The 24,869-nt window shown below is 73.3% G+C and carries 20 protein-coding genes; 12 read left to right on the top strand and 8 right to left on the bottom strand.

Going from position 1 to position 24,869, the window contains the following annotated elements; all coding sequences use genetic code 11:
* Nucleotides 1–216 precede the first annotated feature (216 nt).
* The gene (locus ACPA54_RS37805) at nt 217–675 is read left to right on the top strand and encodes a hypothetical protein (protein ID WP_423536915.1); all 459 of its coding nucleotides are present in this window, start codon (nt 217–219) and stop codon (nt 673–675) included.
* Here ACPA54_RS37805 and ACPA54_RS37800 read toward each other — a convergent pair.
* Both ACPA54_RS37800 and ACPA54_RS37795 read right to left on the bottom strand, forming a co-directional pair.
* Nucleotides 620–3,565 carry an ATP-binding protein gene (locus tag ACPA54_RS37800; RefSeq protein ID WP_423536913.1) on the bottom strand — a complete coding sequence of 982 codons (2,946 nt, stop codon included), beginning with the start codon at nt 3,563–3,565 and terminating at the stop codon, nt 620–622. The genes ACPA54_RS37805 and ACPA54_RS37800 overlap by 56 nt on opposite strands.
* The gene (locus ACPA54_RS37795) at nt 3,562–6,540 is read right to left on the bottom strand and encodes an ATP-binding protein (RefSeq protein ID WP_423536911.1); all 2,979 of its coding nucleotides are present in this window, start codon (nt 6,538–6,540) and stop codon (nt 3,562–3,564) included. Before ACPA54_RS37795 ends, ACPA54_RS37800 begins: the two co-directional genes overlap by 4 nt.
* Before the next feature lie 397 nt (nt 6,541–6,937).
* Between ACPA54_RS37795 and ACPA54_RS37790 the strand changes: the two genes are divergently transcribed.
* Nucleotides 6,938–7,609, top strand: a complete 672-nt coding sequence (locus ACPA54_RS37790; RefSeq protein ID WP_423536909.1) for a response regulator transcription factor — start codon at nt 6,938–6,940, stop codon at nt 7,607–7,609.
* A gap of 17 nt (nt 7,610–7,626) precedes the next feature.
* Here the strand turns inward: ACPA54_RS37790 and ACPA54_RS37785 are convergent, their stop codons facing one another.
* Together ACPA54_RS37785 and ACPA54_RS37780 are read right to left on the bottom strand one after the other, a co-directional pair.
* Nucleotides 7,627–8,994 (bottom strand): sensor histidine kinase, encoded by a 1,368-nt coding sequence (locus tag ACPA54_RS37785; RefSeq protein ID WP_423536907.1) that lies wholly within the window; start codon nt 8,992–8,994, stop codon nt 7,627–7,629.
* A gap of 55 nt (nt 8,995–9,049) precedes the next feature.
* A complete protein-coding gene (locus ACPA54_RS37780; protein WP_423536905.1) occupies nt 9,050–9,658 on the bottom strand; it encodes a phosphatase PAP2 family protein in 609 nt (202 codons plus the stop codon).
* 468 nt (nt 9,659–10,126) lie between these two features.
* On the opposite strand from ACPA54_RS37780, the gene ACPA54_RS37775 reads away from it, so the two are divergent.
* Nucleotides 10,127–10,882, top strand: coding sequence for a P-loop nucleotide/nucleoside kinase family protein (locus ACPA54_RS37775; protein ID WP_423536903.1), 756 nt, complete (start codon nt 10,127–10,129; stop codon nt 10,880–10,882).
* On the opposite strand, the gene ACPA54_RS37770 is transcribed toward ACPA54_RS37775, so the two are convergent.
* Nucleotides 10,866–11,801 carry an IclR family transcriptional regulator gene (locus ACPA54_RS37770; RefSeq protein ID WP_423536902.1) on the bottom strand — a complete coding sequence of 312 codons (936 nt, stop codon included), beginning with the start codon at nt 11,799–11,801 and terminating at the stop codon, nt 10,866–10,868. The two genes, ACPA54_RS37775 and ACPA54_RS37770, sit on opposite strands and share 17 nt — an antisense overlap.
* A 178-nt stretch (nt 11,802–11,979) precedes the next feature.
* On the opposite strand from ACPA54_RS37770, the gene ACPA54_RS37765 reads away from it, so the two are divergent.
* The 4 genes from ACPA54_RS37765 to ACPA54_RS37750 all read left to right on the top strand — a co-directional run bounded on the left by ACPA54_RS37765 (nt 11,980) and on the right by ACPA54_RS37750 (nt 17,738).
* The gene (locus ACPA54_RS37765) at nt 11,980–13,587 is read left to right on the top strand and encodes an ABC transporter substrate-binding protein (protein ID WP_423536900.1); all 1,608 of its coding nucleotides are present in this window, start codon (nt 11,980–11,982) and stop codon (nt 13,585–13,587) included.
* Between the two features lie 187 nt (nt 13,588–13,774).
* Complete coding sequence (locus tag ACPA54_RS37760; RefSeq protein WP_423536899.1) at nt 13,775–14,950, top strand: thiolase family protein; 1,176 nt, start codon at nt 13,775–13,777, stop codon at nt 14,948–14,950.
* A gap of 2 nt (nt 14,951–14,952) precedes the next feature.
* Nucleotides 14,953–15,390 (top strand): Zn-ribbon domain-containing OB-fold protein, encoded by a 438-nt coding sequence (locus ACPA54_RS37755; protein WP_423536897.1) that lies wholly within the window; start codon nt 14,953–14,955, stop codon nt 15,388–15,390.
* A gap of 5 nt (nt 15,391–15,395) precedes the next feature.
* Nucleotides 15,396–17,738: a CaiB/BaiF CoA-transferase family protein gene (locus tag ACPA54_RS37750; RefSeq protein WP_423536895.1), complete on the top strand. Its 2,343-nt coding sequence runs from the start codon at nt 15,396–15,398 to the stop codon at nt 17,736–17,738.
* An 84-nt stretch (nt 17,739–17,822) separates the two neighbouring features.
* Here ACPA54_RS37750 and ACPA54_RS37745 read toward each other — a convergent pair whose 3' ends face one another.
* Nucleotides 17,823–18,518, bottom strand: a complete 696-nt coding sequence (locus ACPA54_RS37745; protein WP_423536894.1) for a DUF4396 domain-containing protein — start codon at nt 18,516–18,518, stop codon at nt 17,823–17,825.
* 238 nt (nt 18,519–18,756) lie between these two features.
* On the opposite strand from ACPA54_RS37745, the gene ACPA54_RS37740 reads away from it, so the two are divergent.
* Complete coding sequence (locus ACPA54_RS37740) at nt 18,757–19,674, top strand: IclR family transcriptional regulator (RefSeq protein WP_423536892.1); 918 nt, start codon at nt 18,757–18,759, stop codon at nt 19,672–19,674.
* 426 nt (nt 19,675–20,100) lie between these two features.
* The gene (locus ACPA54_RS37735) at nt 20,101–20,382 is read left to right on the top strand and encodes an MrpF/PhaF family protein (protein ID WP_345680032.1); all 282 of its coding nucleotides are present in this window, start codon (nt 20,101–20,103) and stop codon (nt 20,380–20,382) included.
* Nucleotides 20,383–20,426: 44 nt separating this feature from the next.
* Here ACPA54_RS37735 and ACPA54_RS37730 read toward each other — a convergent pair whose 3' ends face one another.
* Nucleotides 20,427–20,834, bottom strand: coding sequence for a hypothetical protein (locus ACPA54_RS37730; protein ID WP_423536890.1), 408 nt, complete (start codon nt 20,832–20,834; stop codon nt 20,427–20,429).
* A gap of 154 nt (nt 20,835–20,988) precedes the next feature.
* Between ACPA54_RS37730 and ACPA54_RS37725 the strand changes: the two genes are divergently transcribed.
* Both ACPA54_RS37725 and ACPA54_RS37720 read left to right on the top strand, forming a co-directional pair.
* The gene (locus ACPA54_RS37725) at nt 20,989–21,342 is read left to right on the top strand and encodes a chorismate mutase (protein ID WP_423536888.1); all 354 of its coding nucleotides are present in this window, start codon (nt 20,989–20,991) and stop codon (nt 21,340–21,342) included.
* Nucleotides 21,343–21,560: 218 nt separating this feature from the next.
* Nucleotides 21,561–22,091: a chaplin gene (locus ACPA54_RS37720; protein ID WP_423536887.1), complete on the top strand. Its 531-nt coding sequence runs from the start codon at nt 21,561–21,563 to the stop codon at nt 22,089–22,091.
* A 178-nt stretch (nt 22,092–22,269) separates the two neighbouring features.
* Here the strand turns inward: ACPA54_RS37720 and ACPA54_RS37715 are convergent, their stop codons facing one another.
* Complete coding sequence (locus tag ACPA54_RS37715; RefSeq protein ID WP_423536885.1) at nt 22,270–23,982, bottom strand: N-acyl-D-amino-acid deacylase family protein; 1,713 nt, start codon at nt 23,980–23,982, stop codon at nt 22,270–22,272.
* Nucleotides 23,983–24,212: 230 nt separating this feature from the next.
* Between ACPA54_RS37715 and idi the strand changes: the two genes are divergently transcribed.
* The gene (gene idi, locus ACPA54_RS37710) at nt 24,213–24,779 is read left to right on the top strand and encodes an isopentenyl-diphosphate Delta-isomerase (protein ID WP_423536884.1); all 567 of its coding nucleotides are present in this window, start codon (nt 24,213–24,215) and stop codon (nt 24,777–24,779) included.
* Nucleotides 24,780–24,869 lie beyond the last annotated feature (90 nt).

The raw sequence follows: 24,869 nt of genomic DNA, 5'->3' as shown, positions 1-24,869 counted from the left end.
GGTCGGCTCCGCCGGGGTGGCGGGGCCGATCGGCAGGTCCGCAAGGGCCGTGGCGCCCCGGATCGCGCGGTGGCGCGGCGCGGTCGGCGGCTCGTGGCGGCGGCCGCCCGGGCTGCCCGCGCCGCCGCGCGGGCTTCCCGGCAGGGCAGCCCCGCGAGGCCACCGGCACGCACGTCCCCCGACCGGCCGATCGACCAGACGAAGGAGCGTCCCCCGATGCTCACCTCCCGCACCCCGCCGCGGCTCGGCGCCCTGCCCCGCGGAGCGGGCGCCCGGTGGGCCTCCGAGGACTCGGTGGTGCCCGGGCTCGCCGGCCACGACGGGTTCGACCTGCGCGACTTCTTCCTCGACGTGCAGCTCGCCTCCGACGGCCGGTTCCGCGGCTCGCACACCACCTACATGATCGACGCGAAGCCCGACGACGATCCGTCGGACGTCACCCGGTTCCGCTACCGCCGCTCCCACGTCCTCCTCGGCTACGCCTACGGCCGCCTGGACTTCGCCCGCGGCACCGGCGTCGTCACCGTCGAGGGCTACGGCCACAGCCGGCTCACCGTGCACAACGCCGCGGGCGCCCTCGTCCTGCGGCTGCGCGACTCGGTGATCACGTACTGCCCGGTCATGTATACGCGGGCGGTTCTCCTGCGCCAGGACCCGGAGCCCAGGACTCCCTGAAGTACGCGGCAAGCCCGTCCCGGTCGGTGCCGAGCTTGGCGTAGATCGCCGTCAGGTGCTTCTGCACGGTGCCGAGCCGGACCGCGAGTTCCCCGGCGATCGCCGTGTTGGACAGGCCGCGGACGACGAGTTCCGCGGTCTGGCGTTCGCGCGCCGTCAGGGCTTCGACGCCGGTCCGGTACGCGCGCCGCGGCCGCCCGCCCGCCGCGACGAGTTCGGCGCGGGCCCGGGCGGCCAGCGCGTCGGCGCCGCAGCGGGTGGCCACGTCGAGGCCTTCGGCGAGCCGGATCCGTGCCTCCGCGATGTGCTTGGCGCGGCGCAGCGCGGCGCCGTACTCGACGAGCGACAGCGCGAACTCGTAGCGGGACGGCGACTCCGACAGCCAGCGCACCGACTCGCCGAGCTTGGCCAGGCCCTCCGCGCCGCCGACGATCTGGCCGGCGACCCGCAGGGTGGTGCCGAGCGTGGCGGGTGCGCCGAACACGTAGGCCTGCCCCACCGCGCGGTTCGCCGCCCGCCGGGCACCGCTCGGATCGTCCGCGGCCAGGGCGAGCGCCAGGTTGGGCCGCCACGGGCACCACCCCGGGTTGCCGACGCCGCGCGCGTCCAGGCGCTGCCCGGCCTCCGCGAAGTCCGCCGCCGCGGCCGCGTACTGCCGCCGGGCGAGCCGCAGTTCGCCGCGCACCGTCTGCGGTACCGGGAAGACCACGGCCTGCGGGAACGGCTCGCCGAACCGGTGGCGCTCGGCGAGTTCCTCGGCCTCGTCGAGACGCCCGCGGGCGATGAGGACCTGGATGAGGGTGCCGATGGCGTACCAGCGGGCCGGGGCGTCGGGCCCCAGCCGTTCCGCGTACTCCAGGCCGAGCCGTACCGCGGTCTCGGCCTCCGTGAGCCGCCCCTGCCGGTAGTGGATGTGGCCGAGCAGGGCGTGGGCGAACGCCAGATGGGTGCCGCGCCAGCCGCGCGCCTCCAACGCGGCGATCCCGTCGAGGAACAGCGCTTCGGCACGGTCCGGCTGGTCGCAGTACATGAACGTGAGCGCGGTCAGGATCGGGATCTCGAAGCCCCAGTCCTCGTCGACCCAGCTCAGCGGCGGCACCATCGCGCGTTCCGCATACGCCCGCACCTGCACCGCGGGATCGCCGCGCACCACCCCGTAGTAGGACCGCAGCCCCAGCAGGCACCGCTCCGTCGTGTCCGCGCCCGCCAGCCGCCCCGCGAGCGACCGCAGCCGCCGGGCCCGCATGTGCCCGTCGTTGTCGTCGACCCAGAACAACGCCCACAGGAAATGCTCGGCCTGCAGCCGCAGCCGCGACCGGGACAGCTTCGTCGCCCGCGCCTCGGCATCCACCAGCTGCACCGCTTCGGGCATCCGGTCGTCGTGCGCCAGGGCCTTCGCCAACCGGATCACTATCGGCTGCCGCAGTTCCTGGTCCGGGTGGGCGACGGCGAGCGCCGAATAAAGGTGCTCGATCGCCGCACGCGGGTCGTGCAGGAACGCGGCCAGCCCCAATTCGTACAGCACCGCCGTGCGTTCCTCGCCGAACGGCGGCTCGTTCAGTGCCCGCAGCAGGTTCCGGTATGCGGCATCCGGCGCGCCCGCCCGCAGGTCCTGCCCTGCCGCGGCCCGCAGCCGCGCGACCAGCCACGGATCGCCCGACGGATAGGTGGCGCGCAGGTGTGTGGACGCCTGGGCTTCCTCGTGCCCGTCCGCGATCAGCAGCCGCGCCGCACGCGCGTGCAGCGCGCCGCGGGCCTGCGCCGGGATCCGCCGGTAGACCTCGGTGGCGATTGTCGGATGCGCGAAGTCGAGGTGATCGGTCTCCCCGAACACCCGGACGGCGCGCAGCTTGTCGGCCGGCGCCACGGCCGCGTCCGTGTCCAGCCCGGCGAGGGCGGCGGCGCGGCCGAGGGTGGCGTCCGTGCCGAGCACCGCGACCGCACGCGCCAGGCGGACCGCTTCGATGCCCGCGCGTTCCAGCCGGGCGATCATGCCGCGGCCGACGATGGCCGCGGCCAGCCCGGCCAGCTTGCGGGCGTTCGCCGCGGTCGGCCGCAGGTCGAGGTCGGCGACCTCGCCCACCAGTTGGCCGACGACGTAGGGGATCCCGTCCGTCACCGCGTGGCAGGCCCGGCAGAACTCGTCGTCCGCGCCCGCCCCCAGCCGGTCGCGCACCAGCGCGGCCACCGCGTCCGGCGACAGCGGCGACAAGTCCAGCCGCCGCGCCGCAGGAAGGCTCGCGAGGTCGTCGAGCAGATCGGCGTTGGGCGTCGGCTCCTCGGGCCGCCGGGTGACCACGATCAGCACCGGCGCGGCGTCCGACGTGCGCGCGTACGACTCCAGCCACGCCAGCGACTCGCGGTCGGCCCAGTGCGCGTCGTCCACCAGCACCGCCATCGGCCCGTGCCGCTGACCGAGACCGGCCATCAGCCAGTCGAGCGCGTCCCGCACCCCCTGCGGCTCCGGAACCGCGGGCACCGCCGGGACCACCGGCGCCAGACCCAGCGCGGGGGAGACCATGTCCCACCAGGCGCCGAGGAGTTCGTGCCGCTCACGGTCGTCCGCCGCGACGAGCAGCGGGCGGAACAACTGCCGCACCACATGGAACGCCCGGCCCTGCTCGCGTTCCCCGCCCTTCGCGTACAGCACCGGGCAGCCGCACGCGGCCGCCATCCGGCGCGTCGCATCCACCAGCGACGTCTTGCCTATACCCGCGGTCCCCTCGAAGAGCAGAAGACCGCCGTGCGCCGCGCCCGGTCCGAAAGCCGCGCCATCCGCCCCGGCACCACGAAGGTCGTGGATCAGGCCGTGCACGACCGCGAGTTCGCGTACGCGTTCCAGCAGAGGCTCGGCGGCGGGATCGTACGCGGCGGCTGCCGCGGCCGTCACCGCATCCCCTCCGCGCCCCCGCCTTCCAGCCCGGCGTGCGACGCGGGCACCAGTTCGCCCATGTCGACGAGCACCTCCCGGGCCGCGTTCGCCAACCGGTCGGCGCCGCATTCCACGGCTACGGTCAGCCCTTCGAACAACGCGTCGGCGGCGTCCCGGTCGCCCAGCTCGCGGCGCAGCGCCATGCCGTACTCGATCAGCGAGACCGCGTACTCGTAGCGGGAATCCGAGTGTTCGAGCCACATCGCGGCGTCCTCGATCTTCGCCAGCCCGTTCGGACCGCCTTCCAGCCGTCCGGCGACCCGCAGTGCCTGGCCCATCGCCGACGGCGCGCCGAACCGGTACGCGCGGCGCAGCGCCTCGCATGCGTGCTCGTACGCCTTTTCCGGGTCGGTGCTGGTCAGCGCCTTGGCCAGGTTGACCCGCCAAGCGCACCACGCCGGGTTGTCCACGCCGCGCCTCTCGAGCTTGTACCCGGCCTCGGTGAAGTCCGCGGCGGCGTCGTGCTCGCGGCCGAGCGCGAGGCGGAGTTCGCCGTGCACGGCCTGCGGGTCGGGGAACACGACCGCGCTCGGGAACGGCTCGCGGAAGGCGAACTGCTCGGCGAGTATCTGGGCTTCGCGGGCGCGGCCTTGCGCGATGAGGACTTCGATCAGCGGACCGAGCGAGTACCAGCGTGCGGGCGCGTCCGGGCCCAGGCGGAGGGCGAGGCGCAGGCCGTGCCGGCAGTCTTCCTCGGCGAGCTGGAGCTTGCCTTGGCGGTAGCGGACGAACCCGCGCATCGAATAGGCGTAGGCCATGTGGTGGCCCTGCCAGCCGTGCGCGCGCAGTTCGTCGATGCCGTCGCTGAAGAGCTGTTCGGCGCGGTCGTTGCGGTCGCAGTACATGTAGACCAGCGCGAGGAGGCTCGGGATTTCGAAGCCCCAGTCCTCGTCGGTCCAGGTCAGGCCGGGCCCGTAGGCCTGGTCGGCGCTGGCCAGCACCTGCACCATCGGGTCGCCGCGCACGACGCCGTACCAGGCGCGCAAGGCCAGCAGGCTGCGTTCGGTGCGGTTGGCGCCGTTCATGCGCACGACCAGGTTGCGCAGGCGGCGGGCGCGCTTGGAGTAGTCGGGGTCGCCGGTCCAGAACACCGCCCACAGGAAGTGCTCGGCCTGCAGCCGCAGTTTGGTGCTGGACGCGTGCGCGGCGGAGGCCTCGCTGTCGAGGAGTTCGACGGCCTCTTCGATCTGGTCGGTGTAGCCGAGCGCGCGGGACAGCAGCAACACGATCTGCTCGCGGAGCACCCGGTCGCCCGCGTCGTCGGCGAGGGCGCCGCGCAGGTGCTCTATCGAGTCCGGCAGGTCGCCCTTCACGAACGCGGCCCGGCCCAGCTCGAAGCGCACCGCGGCGCGGTGTTCGGCCGACGGGGGTTCGGCGAGGGCGCGCTTGAGGCAGCGCACGGCCGCGTCCGGGGCACCGGCGCGCTTCTCCTGCTCGGCGGCGTTGCGCAGTTGGTCGACGACCCACGGGTCGCCGCAGCGTTCCGTCATGAGCAGGTGGAGGGCGGCGAACCGGGCGTCGAGGCCGTCCTGGACGAGGAGCCGGGCGGCGCGGGCGTGCAGGGTGCCGCGTGCGCCGTGGTCGATCCAGTCGTAGACGGCTTTGGCGACCAGCGGGTGCACGAAGGCCAGGGTGTCCTGGTCGGCCAGGATGGCGCGGTGCCGCAGCCGGTCGGCGATCAGGCTGACCTTGTCGCCGTCGACCTCGGCCAGCTGGCTGACCCGGGCGATCGTGGCGTCGGTGCCGAGCACGGCGATCGCGCGGGCCACCGGCATCGTGGAGTCGCCCATGCTCTCCAGGCGGCGCGCGAGCTTGGGGCCGATCTGCCCGGCGGCGATGTTGGACAGCGGCGCCATGTTGGCGGTCGTCGGCGCGAGTCCGCGGCGTTTGACCTCGCCGAGCATCGCCCACAGCACGTACGGGCTGCCCGCGGTGACTTCGTGGCAGCGCGCCTTGAACTGCGGGTCGGCGCGGCCGAGCGCCTGCTCGACGATCTGGCCGACCGCGTCCGGCGACAGCGTGCCGACGGTCAGACGCAGGACCTCTTCCACCGCGCCCAGGTCGCTGAGCAGTTCGTCGGCGTCGGTCTGCTCCTCGGTCCGGCGGGCGACCACGACGAGCACCGGGAGGTCGGCGAGGTTGTTGCGGGCGAATTCGACCAGCCAGCCGAGCGATTGCAGGTCCGCCCACTGCACGTCGTCGATGATGAGGACGATCGGGCCGCGTTCCTGGGTGAGGCCGCCCATCAGGTAGTCGAGCGAGTCGCGGACGCCGAGCGGGTTCGGGTTCTGGCCGTCGCCGGCGGGGGTGAGGCCGATCGCGGGGGCGATGATGTCGAACCAGCCGCCGAGGAGTTCGGCGCGTGCTTCGGGGGCGTAGGTGCGCAGCAGGTTGTAGAACAACTGGCGGACGACGGAGAACGACCGGGTCATTTCGCGCTCGGCGCCGATGGCGGAGAGCACCATGCAGTTGTTCTCGACCGATATGCGGCGGACCTCGTTCAGCAGCACGGTTTTGCCGTAGCCGGCCAGGCCTTCGACGATCAGGAGCTGCCCGCACCGCTCGCCGGACTGTGCGTCCTCGCCGGGGTGCTGCCGCGGCACGGCCGCCTCCACGGCTGCGGCAGCGGCGGCCGCGGCCGCCCGGGACGGGGCGCGCGGCCGGGGCCGGGCGTGCCGGCACAGTTCCTCGACCAGCGTGCGCACGAGAGCGCGTTCGCCTTCGCGCTCGAGTAACGGCGGCCGGGTCAGGAGTGGTTCCGAGCCATCCCAGCCGGACACGTCGACGGGCGCCACGCCGCGCACGTCCAGCCGGTGCGCGCTCCCGGCGTGCCGGACGAGCGCCCCTTCCGGGCGTGACTCGGGTGGTCCGTCCGCCGGTGGTTCCGGCGGCCGCGGGGCTCCCGATCCCCGTGCTCCGTTCGCTTCTGCCATGACGGCACCTTCCCCACGAGGGTGCACGCGCCGGTCGATGGCGGCCGGCCGGGCGCGTTTGCAGTTCCCATCCTGGCCTATGAAGGTCACCCGATGTGCCCGCCTTAACACAGAAGTCCTCATTGATTGTGAGGATTGCACGACGCACCGGTCGGATGGGCATGTGCGGACGCCGCCTTCCGGTCGCGGCCCCGGCCGGGAACGGACACGCGGCGGGCAATCGTCGACGCGGACCGAAAGGATCCGGTCGACCTCGTGGGATGCGCGACCGGGTTTCCCTGCATCGGCGCCCCCTGCGACCGAAAACGAGCGCGGTCGAGCATCCTGGGAGAACACGGTGCGGCACGGCCGCTCGCGGTGTGACAGTACGAGGAACCACGGCGGAAAAGAGGGCACGGTGCGGGTGCTGCTGGTCGAGGACGAAGTCCGGTTGGCCGAAATGGTCCGCCAGGGCCTCGTCGACGCGGGCTTCAACGTCGACGTCGAGCACACCGGCCCGGAGGGGCTGTGGGCCGCCACCGAACGCACATACGACGTCGTCGTGCTGGACATCATGCTGCCCGGCATGGACGGCTACCGGGTCTGCGCGAAGCTCCGCGAGGCCGGCGTGTGGACTCCCGTGCTCATGCTGACGGCCAAGGACGGCGAGTACGACCTCGCCGACGCGCTCGACCTGGGCGCCGACGACTACCTGACCAAGCCGTTCTCCTTCGTGGTCCTGCTCGCCCGGCTGCGCGCCCTGATCCGGCGCGGCGGTGCGGTGCGGCCCCCGGTGCTCGCGGTCGGCGACCTGACGCTGGACCCGGCACGCCGCAAGGTCGCGCGCGGGAGCACCGAGATCGCGCTGACGCCGCGCGAGTTCGCGCTGCTGGAGTTCCTGATGCGGCATGCGGGGGACGTGGTGTCGAAGACCGAGATCCTCGAGAACGTGTGGGACGCGCACTACGACGGCCCCGCGAACGTGGTCGAGGTCTACGTCGGCTACCTGCGGCGCAAAATCGACCAGCCGTACGGCCGCACGACGATCGAGACGGTGCGCGGGGCGGGGTACCGGCTGGTCGACGGCTGAGTCCGGCGCAGGCTCCCTCAGTCCGCGAGCGGGAGTTCGACCCGGAACAGCGCGCCGCCCGACGGCGCGGCTTCGGCGCGCACGGTGCCGCCGTGCGCGGCGACGAGTTCGCGGACGATCGCCAGGCCGAGGCCGGACCCGCCGGTGGTGCGCCCCCGGCTGGCGTCGAGGCGGACGAACCGGTCGAACACCCGGTCGCGTTCGGCTTCCGGGATGCCCGGGCCGTCGTCGCCGACCTCGACGACCGCGCGGCCGCCCGCGGCGGACAGGGCGATGCGGACCCGGGAGGCGGCGTGCGCGGCGGCGTTGTCGGCCAGATTGCGCAGCACGCGGGTGAGGGCGCCGGGGTCGCCGCGGACCCGCAGCGGGGTGAGGACGACGTCGACGGCGAGTTCCGGGTGCTGGGCGGTGAGCCGGTCGCGTTCCGCGGCGGCGAGGTCGTCGAGGTCGACGTCGGTGTCGGCGAGCCGCAGTTCGTGCTCGTCGGCGCGGGCGAGGAGGAGGAGTTCGTCGACGAGTCCGCCGAGGCGGAGGCTTTCCGCGTGCAGCATGGCGACCATGTCGCGGTCCCGGTCGGGGAGCGGCCGGGAGCCGAGGATCTCCAGGCCCGACCGGAGGGTGGCCAGGGGGCTGCGGAGTTCGTGTCCGGCGTCCGCGACGAACCGGTGCTGGGCGTCGACTTGGGTTTCCACCCGGTCGAGCATGGTGTTCATGGTCTCGGCGAGGCGGGCGATCTCGTCGCGGGCTTCGGGCACCGGGACGCGTTCGCCGAGCCGTGACGCGGTGATGCCGGAGACCTTGCGGCGGATCGCCTCGACGGGGGCGAGGGCGCGGCCGACGAAGACGTAGGTGGCACCGGCGACCAGCAGGACGAGCACCGGGTAGCCGATGACCAGCAGGGCGGCGGCGTCCTCGACGCTGTCGTCGATCGGGTCCAGGGATTCCGCGGCGAGGACCGTGTAGGTGCCCTGCGGCGTGTCGACGCCGAGGGCGGCGATCCGGTACTCCACGCCGCCGGCGCCGGCCGGGTGCCGGTCCTCGTGCCGGATGCGGCCGTCGCCGGGGCGGTCCGGCGAGATCGGCGGCAGCCCCGCGAGCGAGGCGGACCAGGCGACGACGTCGCCCGCGGGGTCGACCACCTGGACGGCCATCGGCTCGCCGCGCTCGGTCGGCAGGACGCCGGTGGGCACGCCCGTCTTGTCGATCTCCCGGGCGACCGCCTGCGCGCGCTGGGTCGCGGCGCCGTCGACGGTGCGGACGAGCTGGCGGTGGTAGAGGAACACGAACCCCACCGCGCCGACGCCGAGCACGACGGCGACCACGAGGGCGGCGGCCAAAGCGGCCCGCACCCGCGCCCCGGCCCGCTGCCGCACCCAAGCCCGCATGCGGGCCAGCCTAGGACGCATGATCACCGCCGTGCCGGAAGCGCGGGCCCGGCCGCTAGCGGCGCGCCACCGCGACCCGCCAGCGCGACGCCCGCAGGCGTTCGACGGCGGGGGCGGCGTGCCCGGCGGCGACGGTCAGCGGCCACGCGACGGCGACGCCGAGGAGCAGGGCGACCAGTACGTCGTGCGGGTAGTGGACGCCGACCCACACCCGCGACGCGGCCATCGCCAGCGCGGCGACGGCGGCCACCCAGCCGAGCGCGCGGTGGACCAGGAAGACCGCGGTTGCCGCCGCGGCCGCGATGACGGAGTGGTTGCTGGGGAACGACCAGTCGCCGGCGCCCGGGCAGGCCTCGATCGTGTAGGAGCCGGGGAGGGTCTGGCAGGGGCGCTGCTCCTGGACGAGGCCCTTGATCACGTCGTTGACGACGTAGACCAGCACGACGACGACGGGGGCGAGGAGGGCCTGCGCCATGCGGTTGGTGCTCTGGCCGCGGGCGTACCACCAGGCGCCGAGCATGAGGACGGCGAAGACGGCGAGGCCGTAGTCGGTCCAGTCGGCGACGAGTCTGTCGAGGAACCCGGGGGCGTGCGCGGCGAGGTCGGTGACGCGGGTGTAGAGACCGCCGTCCACGTCGGCACCGGAGAATGCGAGATCGGTCACGACCCCTCCAACGATTCGGGTCGCCTCCCGGCGACGGCCGTCCGCCGGGGCACGCGGTCGGAGGACACGGGCCCGGCTCGTAGGAAGCGTGGCGGAGGGGTGCTGAGGATTTGCTGAGAGAGGAAGAGAGGCGGCGGGGGTTCGGGGAGCGCAGGGGGGGGCAGTCCGCCGCGCGTCGTGGCTTTGCGGCGCCGGCCTTGCCGGTCGTGTCGCGGCCGTCCTGGGAAACCGCCTCCGCCCCGGAAGCGTCCGTTTTCCGCAGGGGTGTCGTTGCACACCACGACCCGCCCGTGTGCCGTCCCGTCGGGCTGGAGATGATTTCGAAGGGACGTACGGGGGCGCCGCGTGGACCGGGCGGCGGCGACGAGGAACGAGGGGGTGGGAGCGGCGGCTCCGAGAACCGGCCCGGGGGCGGTCGGCGTACGCGCCATGCCCGAAGACGGCTCTGTGCCAAGACATTTGGCGTCCGTGGCCGAAGTGCCGCCGAAAGCGGCGGGCGAGCGGCGCGGCAGGCCCGCCGAGCAGACCGCACCGGGGCAGTCCGCGCCGGGCGCCGCGGGCCTCCCGCCGGTGCCGGTCCCGCCCGGCCCCCCGTCCGCCGCACCGAGGTTCGACCAACCCGCCCTCGCGCCCGCGCTCCGGCCCGGGGGTCTGCACGACCTGCGTCGCGGCCCTCGGCCCGACGCCCTCCACTACGGTCCCGCCGACCTGCTCGTCGTGTCCGGGTTGCCCGGGGCCGGCAAGAGCACGCTCATGGCCCGGTGTGCGGCGCACGCGCGGTTGATCGATTCGCAGCACGTGCGGGAGTCGTACCAGGCACGGCTGCCGGAGAGCGTGCCGTATCGATTGTTCAGGCCGTTCGTGCGGCTCACCCACTACTGGCGGCTCGGCGCCGCCCTGCGCCGCGGCGGGCCGGTGGTCGTGCACGACTGCGGGACGGTGCCGTTCGTGCGCGGCTGGCTGACCCGGGCCGCGCACCGGCAGGGGAGGGCCGTGCACTTGCTGATCCTCGACGTGGATCCGGCGACCGCGCGGGCCGGGCAGCAGGCCCGGGGCCGGGCGGTGTCCGCACGCGAGTTCGCCCGGCACCGGGCGGTCGCCGCGCGGGCGTTGGACGGCCTGTCGGCTTCCGACGCGCCGCCCGCGGGCTGGCGGTCGGCCGTGGTGATCGACCGTCCCGCGGCCGGGGCGCTGCGCGAGATCCGGTTCACCGCGGACGGGTAGCGGACCACGGGTCGCGGCCGCCGGTCGCGGCGGTGGCCTGGGCGGCGACGCCGCGCAGCCGGTCGGCACAGGCCTCGATCGCGGCGGGGGTCATGCCGGTTCGCATGAGCCGCAGGCTGATCTCCAGGCGCGGGCGGCCGTCCGGGCCGTAGACGGGTACCGAGACGACGCCGATGTCGTAGGTCTCGCCGTCCCGCAGTCCGTCGACGAGGAAGTCGCGTTCGCCCATCGTGGCGGCGACGCTCTCGACGACGCCGCGGGCGCGCGGCGACATCTCCTCGCCGCTGAGGCCGTCGAGCAGGGTGTAGACGCGGGTGAGTCGTTCGATGAAGTAGCCGCGGGCCCGGCACGCGGCGACGGCGGCGCGCAGGTGGGCGGGGTCGAAGCCGATGCCGGGGAGGCCGGGCCGGGCGAGCCAGCGTTCCACGGCGTCGTCGGTGTCCCACGCGGCGTGCACGATTCCGGCGGGCGGCGCGTAGTCCCAGCGCTGGCCGTCGCGGACGGCCGGGTCGAAGCGGCGCACCGGGTCGACGGCGGCGAGGACCGCGATGTACTGCTCGTCCACCGTCGCCATCACCGTGCACACCGCGTCGAACTCGCGGGCGAGTTCCGCGAGGTGCGGGCGCAGCCCGGCGAGCGCGGGGAACGTGCGTTCGGCGGCGCGGCCGACCGCGATGAGCGCGGGGCCGAGGCAGTAGGTCCGGTCCGCCGCGTTCCGCACCAGATATCCGGACGCCGTCAGCTCGTTGACGATGCCCAGGCAGGTAGCCCGCGCGATACCCGTGCGCCGCACCAACTCGGCCAGGGACAAGGGCCGGTCGCCCGCATCGGTGAGCACGTCGAGCAGTTCCGCGACGCGGCGGGTGGGCGGCGACGAGCGTTCCACGGCGGAGTCCCCCTCGGATACGGCCATTGACATCGCGGCAGGGCACTCCTAGCTTCACGACGTCATTCACATATTACTCATTGAGTGTCCAAATATGAACACCCAGGAGCGTCATGACCGACGAACGCGCCATCTGGGCCCGCTTCTGCGACGACATACGCAGCGCGGGTGACATGCTCATCGACAGCGGCCTCGTCGCCGAGGCACGGCGATGAGGGCCCGGGCGCAAGGCCGGCCGAACACCCGGCCGGCCCGGGCGCGCGCCCTGCGCCGCGCAGCGGCCGTCGCCGCCGTGCTGCTCGCGGCCACCGCGTGCGGCGGCGGCAAGTCCGCCAAGCACCCGCCCGCCGACGGCGCGTCCGGCACACCCGCCCGCGGCGGTTCGCTCACCTTCCTGCTGCCCGTCGACTCGCGCGCCCTCGACCCGTTCAGCGCCGCGCCGGTGAACGTCGCCGACGCGTCCCGGCTCGCCGCGATCTACGACCCTCTGCTCCTCACGGATGCCGCCACCGGAGCCGTCCGCCCGCACCTCGCCGAATCCCTGACCAGCGCGGACAACGGCGCGACCTGGATCCTCAAGCTGCGTCCGAACGTGGCCTTCAGCGACGGCACGCCGTTCGACGCCGAAGCGGTCAAGTACACGTGGGAACGGCACGCCGACCCGGCCGTGCGCTCGCTCCAGGCCGCGGCCGCCACCGGGCTCGCGCTGACCGTCGCCGACCCGCTGACGCTGAAGATCGTGCCGCCGACGCCGAACGCCACCTTCGACCACGTCGTCGCGTCCGCCCTCACCTACATCGCGTCCCCGACCGCGCTGCGCGCCGACCCGGCCGGATTCGCGTCGAAGCCCGTCGGTGCGGGGCCCTTCATGCTCACCGAATGGGTGCGCGGCGACCACCAGACGCTCAAGCGGAACCCGAAGTACTGGCAGGGGCCGGACAAGCCGTACCTCGACCAGGTCGTCTTCAAGACGACGCCCGACCTGCTGCAGGGCATGAACGCCGTCGCGGGCGGCCAGGCCGACCTGACCGTGTCCGTCGACCCGGGCATCATCGCCCAAGCCAAGGACCACGGCCTCGCGGCGACTTCGCTCGACCTGCACGGCGGGCAGATGCTGGCGTTCAACAACGCCAAGCCGCCGTTCGACGACCCGCGGGCGCGCCGCGCGGTTTCCCTCGCGATCGACCCCGCCGAACTCAACAAGCTGATCTACGACGGCAAGGCCACCGTCGCGCACGGCGTCCTCAGCAGCGCCCGCCTCGGCGGCGCGCAGCTCGCCCCGCAGCCGGGCACCGACAAGGCCGAGGCGCAGCGGCTGTTCGACGAACTCGCCGCCGCGGGAAAGCCGCTGGACTTCGGCCTGCTCGTCACGCAGAACCCGACCACCGCGAAGGTCGCCGAGTACCTGCAGAGCCGCCTCGGCGCGTTCCGCAACGTCCACATGCGCGTCGACGCCGTGGCCGCCGCCCAGTTCGTGCCCCGCCAGCAGATCCAGCGGGACTACCAGGCGACGCTGACCCAGCAGTGGATCGACGACCCGGAACCGGCCCTCGCCCAACTCCTCACCTCGGCGAGCAAGCAGAACTGGCTCGGCTACGCCAACCCGGCCGTCGACCAGGCGTTCGCCGCCGCCCGCGCCACCACCGACCCGGCCGCGCGCACCGCCGCGTTCGCGTCCGTACAGCAGGCCCTCGACACCGACCTACCGTTCTTCGTGACGCTCACCCCGAGTACCGCGGTGCTCGCGGGAGGCGGCATCACCGGCGTCGCGGTCTACAACGACGGCGCCGTCCTCATGGACCGCATCGGCCGACGCTGACCGACCGCACTTCGACCGGCCGCCTTGCCCCGTCCGTGACCTGCGCAAACGCGCGGCCTCGCGGGCGGGGTGCGGCCGTCCGCCACACCGGTTCCCCTTGACTCTGCAACACGTCGCGCATCCAATGGGGCGGTCATGCGGGGGTGATCGCGCTCACGCAACGGGGCGGGCGAGAGGAGGCGCGGGTATGGCGGTCTCGGGGCATCCGTACCGCGATGTGGTGATCGCGGGCGTGCACAACACCGTCCAGGCGAGACGGTTGGAAGGCCACACATCGGCATCCATCACCGTCGAAGCCATCCACGGCGCACTCGCCGACGCGGGGCTCACCCTCGACGACGTCGACGGGATCAGCGCCGCCGACCTGTCCGCCCGGCTCATCTACGACCTGCGCCTCGGCCCCGCCTGGCGCGGCGCCCAGTACGGCCTCGGCATGATCGCCGAAGCGGCGTCCGCGGTCGCCGCCGGAATGTGCGACGTCGCGGTCGTGGCCTCCGGCGAGGCCGGCATCTACACCGACCACGCCGCCACCGCGCCCTGGACCCGCCCCGAAAACGAATTCGTGATCCCCTGGGGCCTGTTCACCACCGCGGAATTCGCGCTCATCGCCCGCCGCCACATGATCGAATACGGCACCACGGAAGACCAGCTCGCCACCGTCGCGGCCACGATCCGCAACAACGGGCACGTCAACCCGGAAGCCGTCTACTACGGCCGCGGGCCCTTCACCCCGGCCGACATCCGCGCCTCGCGGCCCATCGCCGAGCCGTTCCACCTGCTCGACTGCGCCACCACGTCGGAAGGCGGCTGCGCGCTCGTCCTCACCACCGCCGACCGCGTCCCCGACCTCGCCGCCACCCCCGCGTGGCTGCTCGGCATGGCCGCCGACTCCTACGGCCCCGCCTACCAGCACCCGCCCGGCTACGACCTCACCGGCCGCCGCCCCGACGACACCGGCGTCGTCACCGTCGGCCGCCGCGCCGCCGACCGCGCGTTCCGCACCGCCGGCATCGGCCGCACCGACGTCGACGTGCTGGAGCTGTACGACCCCTTCTCCTTCGAAGTCATCCGCCAACTGGAGGCATTCGGCTTCTGCGAACCCGGCGAAGGCGGCCCGTTCGCCGCCGAAGGCCACCTCGCACCCGACGGCAAGTACCCCGTCACCACCGACGGCGGACTCATGTCGTACAGCCACGCCGGCTCCAATCCGCAGATGCTCCAGCGGGCCATCCGCGCGGTCCAGCAAGTCCGCGGCACCTGCGTCTCGACGCAGATCCCCGGAGCGGAGATCGCCCTGGCCAGCGCGGGCGGATCCGGCGCGCTGTTCAACCAGGTCGCCCTCTTCGGAAAGGAAAGGCCCTGACCGTGCTCCAGCCCCAGACAGGCATACCCCTGAACCCGGTCACCCCCCTCACCGCACCTTTCTGGGACGGCTGCGCCGGGGGCGAGCTGCGCTATCAGCGGTGTACGGAGTGCGGCACCGCCAACTTCACCCCGACCGACCTGTGCCGGGGCTGCACCTCCCGCGCCCTCGAATGGCGGGTCAGCACCGGACTCGGCACCGTCTACAGCTGGACCGTCGTGCACCGCCCCGTCACCCCGGCCTTCACCGCGCCGTACGCCGTCGCCATCGTCGACCTCGACGACGGCTACCGCATGCTCACCAACCTCATCGGCATCGACGCCGCCGCCGTCCGCGAAGGGCTCCGGGTCCGCGTCGACCACCACGGCGTCGGCGGCGAACGCGTCCTGCCGTACTTCCGCCCGGAGTCCCCCACCGCCGAAATCGCCGAAGGGAAGTGAGCACGATGGCACCCGTCCCCCTTGCCGGTGTCACCGTGGTCGAGGCCTCCTGCGGCGTCCCCGGCGGCTACTGCACCAAGCTGCTCCGCGACGCGGGCGCGACCGTGGTCAAACTCGAACCCGCCGGCGGCGACCCGCTGCGCCGCGGACGCGACGGCGACGCCGCGCCCGGCACCGACTCCGCGCTCTTCCGCTACCTCGCGGCCGGCAAAGCCTCCCGCGTCTTCGCCGCCGAAACCCTGCGCGGCCTCGCGGAAACCGCCGACATCCTCGTCGAGGACGGCCGCCTGACCGACGACGAGATCGCCGGACTCCGCGCCGCGCACCCCGCCTTGGTCGTCGTCTCGATCACCCCGTACGGCCGCACCGGCCCGCACGCCGGACGCCCCGCCACCGAATTCACCCTGCAAGCCGAATGCGGCTCCACCGGCGGCCGCGGCCTCGCCACCGAATCCCCGCTGCAGGCCGGCGGGCACATCGGCGAATGGGTCAGCGGCGGCTACGCCTCCGTCGCCGCCCTGGCCGCGCTGCTCCGCGCCCGCCGCACCGGACACGGCGACCACGCCGACGTGTCCATGCTGGAGAGCATGGCGTCGACCATGCAGACCTACGGCTCCGTCGCCGCCTCGCTGTTCCGCGCCGCCGGAAACCCGCTCACCAGCGGCCGCACCGTGGAAATCCCGTCGATCGAACCCACCGCCGACGGCTGGGTCGGGTTCTGCCTCGGCACCGGGCAGCAACTCCAGGACTTCCTCCTGATGATCGAACGCCCCGACCTCATCGACGACCCCCGCTTCGCCACCATGGGCGAACGCGCCCGGCACCGCGACGAGTTCCTCGACATCGTGCGGACCTGGACGACCAAGCAGCGCACCGCCGACATCGTCGCCTTCGCCGGAGCCCTGCGGATCCCGGTCGCGGACGTGGGGACACCGACGACGCTCACCTCCGTCGACCACTTCGTCGAACGAGGCGTGTTCGTCGCCAACCCGCGCGGCGGATTCGCGCAGCCGCGAGTGCCCTACCGCATCGGAGAGTTCCGCGGGGAAGCCTTCGCTCCCGCACCGGACGTAGGGGAGGGGGACGTCGCCGCCGGTACGCGTGCCCCGGCGGGCACAGCCGACCCTTCGGCGCGACCCCTCGCCGGACTCCGCGTCCTCGACCTCACCGCCTTCTGGGCCGGACCCAGCGCCACACTCACCCTGGCCGCCCTCGGCGCCGACGTCGTCAAGGTCGAATCGCACCGCCGCCCCGACGGCATGCGCTTCGCCTCCGCCCGCCGCGCCGGCGACGACCGGTGGTGGGAATGGGGCATGGTCTACTTCGGCGCCAACCCGGGGAAACGCGGCATCACCCTCGACCTCGGCACGCCCGAAGGCCACGACCTCGTGCTGCGCCTCGCCGAGACCGCCGACGTCGTCATCGAGAACTTCTCCCCGCGCGTCATGGACAACCTCGGCCTGACCTGGGCCACCCTGCACGCACGCAACCCGCGGCTGATCCTGCTGCGCATGCCCGCGTTCGGCCTCGACGGCCCGTGGCGCGACCGCACGGGCTTCGCGCAGACGATGGAACAGGTGTCCGGCATGGCCTGGATGACCGGACGCGCCGACGGCCCGCCGCTCATCCCGCGCGGCCCGTGCGACCCCAACGCGGGCACGCACGCGGTCTTCGCGCTGCTCGCCGCGCTTGCGGAACGCGACCGCACCGGCGCCGGCACGATGATCGAGTCCACCATGGTGGAAGCCACGCTGAACGTCGCCGCCGAATCGCTCATCGCCTGGACGGCGGACGGGCGCGAGATGCGGCGGGACGGCAACCGCGGCCTGGGCGCGGCGCCGCAGGGCGTCTACCGGTGCGCGGGCGACGACGCGTGGGTGGCGGTGGCGGTGGAATCCACCGCGCACTGGGCGGCGCTGGTCGAACTCCTCGACGCGTCGCTGCCGTGGCGGGGGGACGAGGACCTCGCGGAACGGCGCGCGGCACACGACGCGATCGACGAGGCGGTCGGCGCCTGGTGCGCCTCGCGCGTCGCGGGCGACGTGGCGGACCAGTTGCGGCAGGCGGGCATCCCGGCGGCCGTGGTGGTGCCGCCGGCCGCGATCGAGTCGGACCCGCAGCTCGAACACCGCGGCTTCCTCAACCGGGTCGTCCATCCCGTCGCGGGTGAACACCGGGTCCCCGGACTGCCGTTCCGGCTGGCCTCGGTCCCCGAGCCGTGGATCGACACGGCGGCGCCGACACTGGGCGAGCACAACGCCGCGGTGCTGGGCGGGGAACTCGGATTGTCCGATGAGGAATTGGCGGAGCTGGCGGAGAAGGGCGTGACCGGGACGGTGCCGGGGTAGTCCTGCCGCTTGTGCGGCGCACGCCGGACGGCGGCACCCAGGAGTTGGGTGCCGCCGTCCGGCGCTTCTCGGGGTGAGCGCGGGTCAGTGCATGCCGTGCACGACGGCGTGGCCCTTGCCCTGGGCGATGAGCCACTTGTTGACCGGGGTCGTCACCACGAACGCCAGCGCCAGGGCGGCCGCGAGCGTGCCCCAGAAGAGCAGGTCGCCGAGTCCGGCGTCCATCGCGCCGGGGTAGAACATCATGAAGCCGTTGTCGATGATCTCCATGACGACGATCGACACGGTGTCGGCGGCGAGCGCGGTCTTGACCAGCGCGGTGAAGGACAGGCCGGCCTGGCGGAGGCCGAACATGGTCAGGCCGTAGCCGAACACGAACGCCAGGACGACGGCTATGACGATCGTCGCGCCGTTGCCCCACCCGAACGCGGTCCCGATCGCCAGCCCGAGAATCTCGCCGATGGCGCAGCCGGTGAGGCAGTGGAGGGTCGCGAGGGCGGCCATGCGCCAGGAGACGGGGCCGTGGGCGTGGGCGTGGGCGTGGGTGTCGCCGTGGTGTCCCGCGTGGGCCTCGTGGCCGCCGTGGGCTTCGTGGGTGGCGTGTCCCTCGTGCCCCACGTGCCCGCGGTGTCCTTCCTGCCCTTGGTGTCCTTGGTGTCCTTCGTGTGCCGTGTGCGCCTCGTGGCCTTCGTGGCCTTCGTGGCCTTGGTGCCCGTCATGTCCTTCGTGGCCGCCGTGGTTCCGGTGCGCGTCGTGGTGTTGCGTCGTGTTGCCGCTCATCGTTTCCCGCCCCTGGTCCGACAGCCTGCCTGATACCCCCATGGGGTATCTCCGTCGAGGATGAAGCTACCGGGCTTCGTTGATGGCGGTCAAGTACCCCCAGGGGGTTTGGTGGTCTGCGTGTTCCGGCTGGTGCCCGGGTCATGGCCGCGCTATGAGGACCGCGGTCTTGGTAGCGTGTCCGCGCCCTGCGGACGGCGCCGGACCGGCCGGGGCGGCGCCGAGGCGGAGAGGGACGATGGCGGAGGTCGAAGGCACCGGAACGGATACCGCGGGGGCGAGCCCGTCCCCGCCCACCGACCGCGTCGTGGGGGTCCTGGAACTGCTCGCGAGCCGCCCGGACCACGCGTTCAGCCTCAGCGACATCGCGCGGGCGCTCGGTATGAGCAAGGCGACGTGCCACGCGGTGACCGCGAGCCTGGCCAACGCGGACTACCTGATCCGCAACCCGTCGGACAAGACGTTCACGCTGGGGCCCGCGCTGGTGGCCGCCGGGCGCTCCGCCGAACTTGCCTACCCGGCGGTGCGGCTGGCCCAAGCGGAGGCCGCGGCGCTGGCCGAGGACCTCGGCTACGAGACGACCGCGGCCATCCGCAGCGAGGGCCACTTGGTGATCGTGGCGTACGCGGGCGGCGCGGATACCGGTGCGGTCCGCATCGGCCGCCGGATTCCGCTCGCCCCGCCGTTCGGCGGCGTCTTCGTGGCGTGGGCCGGCGACGCGGTCGCCGAGGAATGGGCCTCGCGCACCGAACGCCCGGCCCCGCACGACCCGTTGCTCGCCTCACTGGCGGCGATCCGCGAGCGCGGCTACAGCGTCGAACGACTGACCCCGGCCGGCGTCCGCCTCCGCCAGGCCCTCGCCGAACTCAGCGACGACCCGTTGGCCGAGGGCCTCCAGCCGATGGTCATGACCCTGCTGGCCGAACTCCACCAGGCCGAGTACCTGCCCGGCGACCTCACCGACACCGCCCGCCACCCGGTCAGCTCCCTCAGCGCCCCGGTCTTCGGCCACGACGGCACAACCCAGATGAACCTGTCGATCCAGCCCCAGCGCGCTCTGACTCCGCGAGAAATCGACCGCGCCGGCAAGCGCCTGCTGAAGGCCTGCATGCGGATCACCCAGTCGATCGGCGGACGTGCCCCGAAGGGGGCATGAGGCGGGGCCGGACGGTAGGGCGTTTGTCCGAAGCCCGGACCCGAGCACGGCGTCCGACCGACGTCGGCCGGGCGCGCGGCGTGCGACGGTTCCGGTCTGCGGCCGACGGCGAGCGGTCGCGGCGAGGTGTGGCCGCATACGACGGAAATGCGACCGGCCGACTCGGGAGCGTTCCCGTGTGCGGAGCGCGTTGGCCCGGACGCCCTCGGGTGTTCCCGTGTGCCGTCGGACGCTCGTGTGGTCCGGCTCGTGATCCGGTCGTCGGCACCCTTTGTCGCCGGGAATCACCTGCGTGTGATGTGAGGTGCGTCGCCCGGGGTGGGGGCGGGGTTCGCGGCGGAGGCTGGGGCATCATTGCGGTCAATCCGGGTAACACTCGGATTCCGGGCCGCGACCGGCCCGAGTACGGATGCGGAGGTTCCCGCGATGACGACGACCTCGATCGCCGCGCTCGCCACCGCCGTCTTGGGAATGGCGGCATGCGGGTGGGCCTTTTTCTACGGCCCGCGGCAGAACCGCATGACCGCGTGCGTGCTCGCCTCGATCGTCGCGTGCCTCGCCCTGGTGTTCCTCTCGATCGGGCAAGGCCGGCTCGGCGCGCTCGACGTGGCGCTGGTGGTCGGCGCCCTCGGGCCGATGGGCACGGTGCTGGTGGCGGCGCGCGGGCGTGGCCTGGGCCCTGCCGGGCGGCGGCGGCACGCTCGTTGACGCGCCGTCAGGCACGCGACGAGGCGGCACCGGCACCGGCCCACTCACCCCGTATTCGGGCCCCGCATATACAGCGTCACGCACATCCACACCACGCCCGCCGTCGCCGCCAGCGTGATCGCGACCAGAGCCAGGACCAGGAAGTACACCGTCCCCAGGCTCAGCATCGCGGCGAACAGCGCGATGGTGAACAAGACCCCCAGCAGCCAGCGGTGCGCCGCATCGCCGTGGCCGGAAACCGCCGTCTCGCCCGGATGCTCTCCCGGGGCGGCGTCGTCGCCCGCCGCCGCGCCGGCCGGGCGCTCGGGGCGTTGGCGGCGCGTCAGGTGGCGGCCCTGTTTGGGGGCGCGCATGCGCCGCAGCGCGCGGTCGAGATCACGGTCTTTGCGCAGTTCCGCTTCGATCTCTTCGAGCGCCCGCCGTTCGGCGGGTGTCAGGCGGACGTCATCCATGCCGAGCGCCCCCTCGTGCCTCGTCGCATGCAGTCCGCCGACCACGCACCGGCGTGCGCCGGCGGTGAATCGGCCGTACCTTGACGTTCCCCCGGACGGACGCGCCGACACCTCCGCGTCGGCGCCGGTCCGTCCCCCGGTAGGGTGGCGCGCCATGGCCGACCGAACCACCGCACAGCAGCCCGGGGACGCGCCCCGCGACGCCGCGGCGCAGGCCGCGCCCGCCGCGATCCCCGCCGAACTGCAGGACCTCCGGGACAGCATCGACAACATCGACGCCGCCCTGGTCCACCTCCTCGCCGAGCGCTTCAAGTGCACCAAGCGGGTCGGCATCCTCAAGGCGACGCACGACCTGCCCCCCGCCGACCCCGGGCGCGAAGCCGTGCAGATCCAGCGCCTGCGCGCGCTGGCCATCAACGCCAAGCTCGACCCGGACTTCGCGGAGAAGTTCCTGAACTTCCTCATCGCCGAGGTCATCCACCACCACACGTCGATTCCGCGCGACTGAGCGCGCTTCCGAACGCCCCGACGGCGGTCGTCCCCGGTCTTCCCGAGGGCGGCCGCCGCTGTCGTCCGATCAACTGACGACACGTCATAAACGGTCACCACGGGCGATGTCGCGCATACGGGCGAATTGGTGATCTTCCCGTTGCCTGGCCGCATGTTCGCGCGTTGATGGCGGTGGAGCCGAGGCTCCACCGTCATTCGAACGATGGGAAACAATCAGTGAACGAGCTGGCCAAGAAGACCGTGGTGGCTGCCGCCATGGTCGGCGGCATCTTCGCCATGGGCGGGACGGCGTACGCGTCCGCCGGGGCGAACGGCGCCGCTGTGGACTCGCCCGGTGTGCTTTCGGGCAACCTGATCCAGGTTCCGGTGCACGTCCCGGTCAACGTCTGCGGCAACAGCGTGAACGTCATCGGCGCGCTCAACCCCGCCTTCGGCAACACCTGCATCAACGCCGAGGGCCCGGTGGCGCCGCCGATGACGCCGCCGCACCACGAGCCCCCGCACCACAACCCGCCGGAGGCGTGCCCGCCGGTGACGCCGCCGCACCACGAGCCGCCGAAGCACGAGCCGCCGGCGTGCCCCCCCAGCACCCCGCCGCACCACGAGCCCCCGCACCACACCACCCCGCCGGTGACGCCGCCGCACCACGAGTCGCCGAAGCACGACTGTGCGCCGAAGGAAGACGAGTGCCCCTGCGGCCCCGAGATCGAGCTTGACCGCGTGGCGGTCGACGGCGCCCGCGTCTGACGCCCGGAGATTCCGGTCGGCCCATGCTCAGGGGCCGACCGCCCAGGCAGGCACAGGCAGTGGAACGCGAACGAGGGCCTTTCCCGGCGCCGGCCGGGAAGGGCCCTCGTGGTCGTTCCGGAGCGGTTCCGGAGCAGTTCCGGAGCGGTTCCGGAGCAGCTCCGGAGTCGCTCGGTGCCTAGCCGCGGCCGCCGCGGACCAGGCGGCCCGGCAGGGCGCCGGTGTGCTCGCCGTCCCGGAAGGTCACCTCGCCCGCGACCACCGTGGCGGTGTAGCCGTCGGCGCGCTGGATCAGCCGCGGGCAGTCGCCGGGCAGGTCGTACAGCACCTCCGGCGGGTGGGCGCGCAGCCGGTCGAGGTCGATCACGTTGAGGTCGGCGCGCAGCCCGGGGCGGAGCACGCCGCGGTCGCGGAGGCCGTACAGCGCGGCGGTGTCCGCGGTCATCTTCTTCACCGCCAGCTCCAGCGGGAGCTTGGCGCCGCGGCTGCGGTCGCGCGCCCAGTGGGTGAGCATCGTGGTGGTCATGCTGGCGTCGCAGATGGTCGCGCAGTGCGCGCCGGCGTCGCCGAGGCCGAAGACCGAGCGCGGGTGCAGGAGCATCTCGCGGACGGGTTCGAGGTCGCCGGACGCGTAGTTGAGGATCGGGATCATGAACATGCGGCGGCCGTCGCGCTCGAGCATGAGGTCGTAGAGCACCGCGTCGGGGGCGCGGCCTTCGCGGTCGGCGCGGGCGACGAGGCTGTCCTCGTACGACGGCTCGTAGTCCACTTCGTCGCCGATCGGCACGATGCGGTCGCCGAACGACGACAGCAGCGACCGCGGCGGGGTGGGTTCGGCGAGGATCGCCGCGCGGACGTCCGCTTGGCGGAGCTTCGCGACGCGTTCGGTGAGCGGCAGCGCGGCCAGCGCGTCGAAGGTGGGGCGGCCCCGTAGCGGGTGGAACGTCGTCTCCAGGCTGAACAGCAGGCCCGTGGCGCGCCCGGCGACCTGCATCCACACCTCGGCGCCCGCGTCGGCGGCGGCCTGCGTCTCGGCGAGGAGGTCGCGGTAGAGGTCGGGGGAGGCGTTGGACTGGGTCATGCCGTACGCGACCGGCCGGCCGATCGCTCCGGCCAGGCGGCGCATCCAGGCGACCTCGCGGGACGGTGCCAGATCGTCCTCGCCGGCCACGCCCGCCGGGGCGACCTCGAAGACGCCGTGGCCGGCGGCCTTGAGGGCGGCGCCGATGCCGAAGAGTTCGTCCTCGGCGGCGTAGGTCCCCGGGACGGGTTCGCCGTCGATCGCCCGGTGCATGATCGTGCGCGACGTCGTGAAGCCCAGCGCGCCCGCGTCCATCGCCTCGCGGACGATCGCGGCCATGGCGGCGATGTCGTCGGGCGTCGCGGGCTCGTTGCGGGCACCGCGCTCGCCCATCACATAGGTGCGGACGGGGCCGTGCGAGATCTGCGTGCCGACGTCCATGACGAGGCGGCGGTCGGCGAGGAAGTCGAGGTACTCGGGGAACGACTCCCAGCCCCAGCGCATGCCTTCGTGCAGCGCCGTGCCCGGGATGTCCTCGACGCCTTCCATCAGCTCGATCAGGCGGCGCCGCTCGTCGGGGCGGCAGGGCGCGAAGCCGACCCCGCAATTGCCCGTGACGACGGTGGTGACGCCGTGCCAGCAGGCGGGGGTGAGCAGGTCGTCCCAGGTCACCTGGCCGTCGAAGTGGGTGTGGATGTCGACCCAGCCGGGGGTGACGAGGGCGCCGTCGGCATCGATGTCCCGGCGCGCCGGGCCGAGGGCGGGGGCGACGGCGGTGATGCGGCCGTCGTCGACGGCGACGTCGGCGGTACCGGCGGGCGCGCCGGTGCCGTCCACCACCGTGCCGCCGCGGATCACCAGGTCGTGCATGGGGCCTCCCGGTGTGATGCGAGTTCATTAACCGTTGGGGGCAGTGAAGCAGCGCAAGGGTGGGAAGTCGATGGCGCCTGCGTCCCCGAACAGTCCCCGAACCGTCCCCGAACCGTCCCCGCACGAGTGGTCCTCGCCCGGTATTCGCCCGGTGTCCACGTCGCCCGGGTAGGGTTCCCTGAGCAGTACCAAAGAGAGCACGCACGGTAGCGGCACGCTAGGGAGCACGCATGACGCAGGCAACCTCGCCCGACCAGGTCATGGTCGAGCTGGTGGATGCCGACGGCAACACCATCGGCCTCGCGGAGAAGCTGGCGGCACACCAGCCGCCGGGGCAACTCCACCGCGCGTTCTCCGTCTTCCTGCTGGGCCCGTCCGACGGGCCGGACGCCGGGTCGGTGCTCATGCAGCGCCGTGCGCTCACCAAGTACCACTCGCCGGGCCGCTGGTCGAACACCTGCTGCAGCCACCCGTACCCGGGAGAGCCGCCGGTGGACGCGGTGGCCCGCCGGGTCGACGAGGAACTCGGTGTCAAGGCCGCCGGGTTGACCCCGGCCGGCACGGTGACGTACGACGTCACCGACGAGGTCTCCGGCCTCGTCGAGAAGGAGTACAACCACCTGTTCGTTGGCCGCGTCGGCAGCGCTCCCGACCTCAACCCGGACGAAGTCCACGAGGTCGTGTACGTCCCCCTCGACGGCCTGGAAGCCTGGCTCGCCGAGCACGACCACACCGCGTGGCTGAGCACCGTCCTCGCCTCGGCCCGTCCCACCCTCGAAGGCCTGCGGCGCGGCTGACTCCGGCCACGCCGCACCGGGCCCGCGATGTGACCAATTCGCGGGCCCGGACACGCACTCAAGGCCTGGGCTTCACGCCCCGAACCTTGG

Origin of the sequence: Uniformispora flossi (assembly GCF_049534875.1) — a bacterium.
Lineage (GTDB): Bacteria > Actinomycetota > Actinomycetes > Streptomycetales > Streptomycetaceae > Yinghuangia > Yinghuangia aomiensis.
This window is presented reverse-complemented; position numbering and strand designations above follow the sequence as displayed.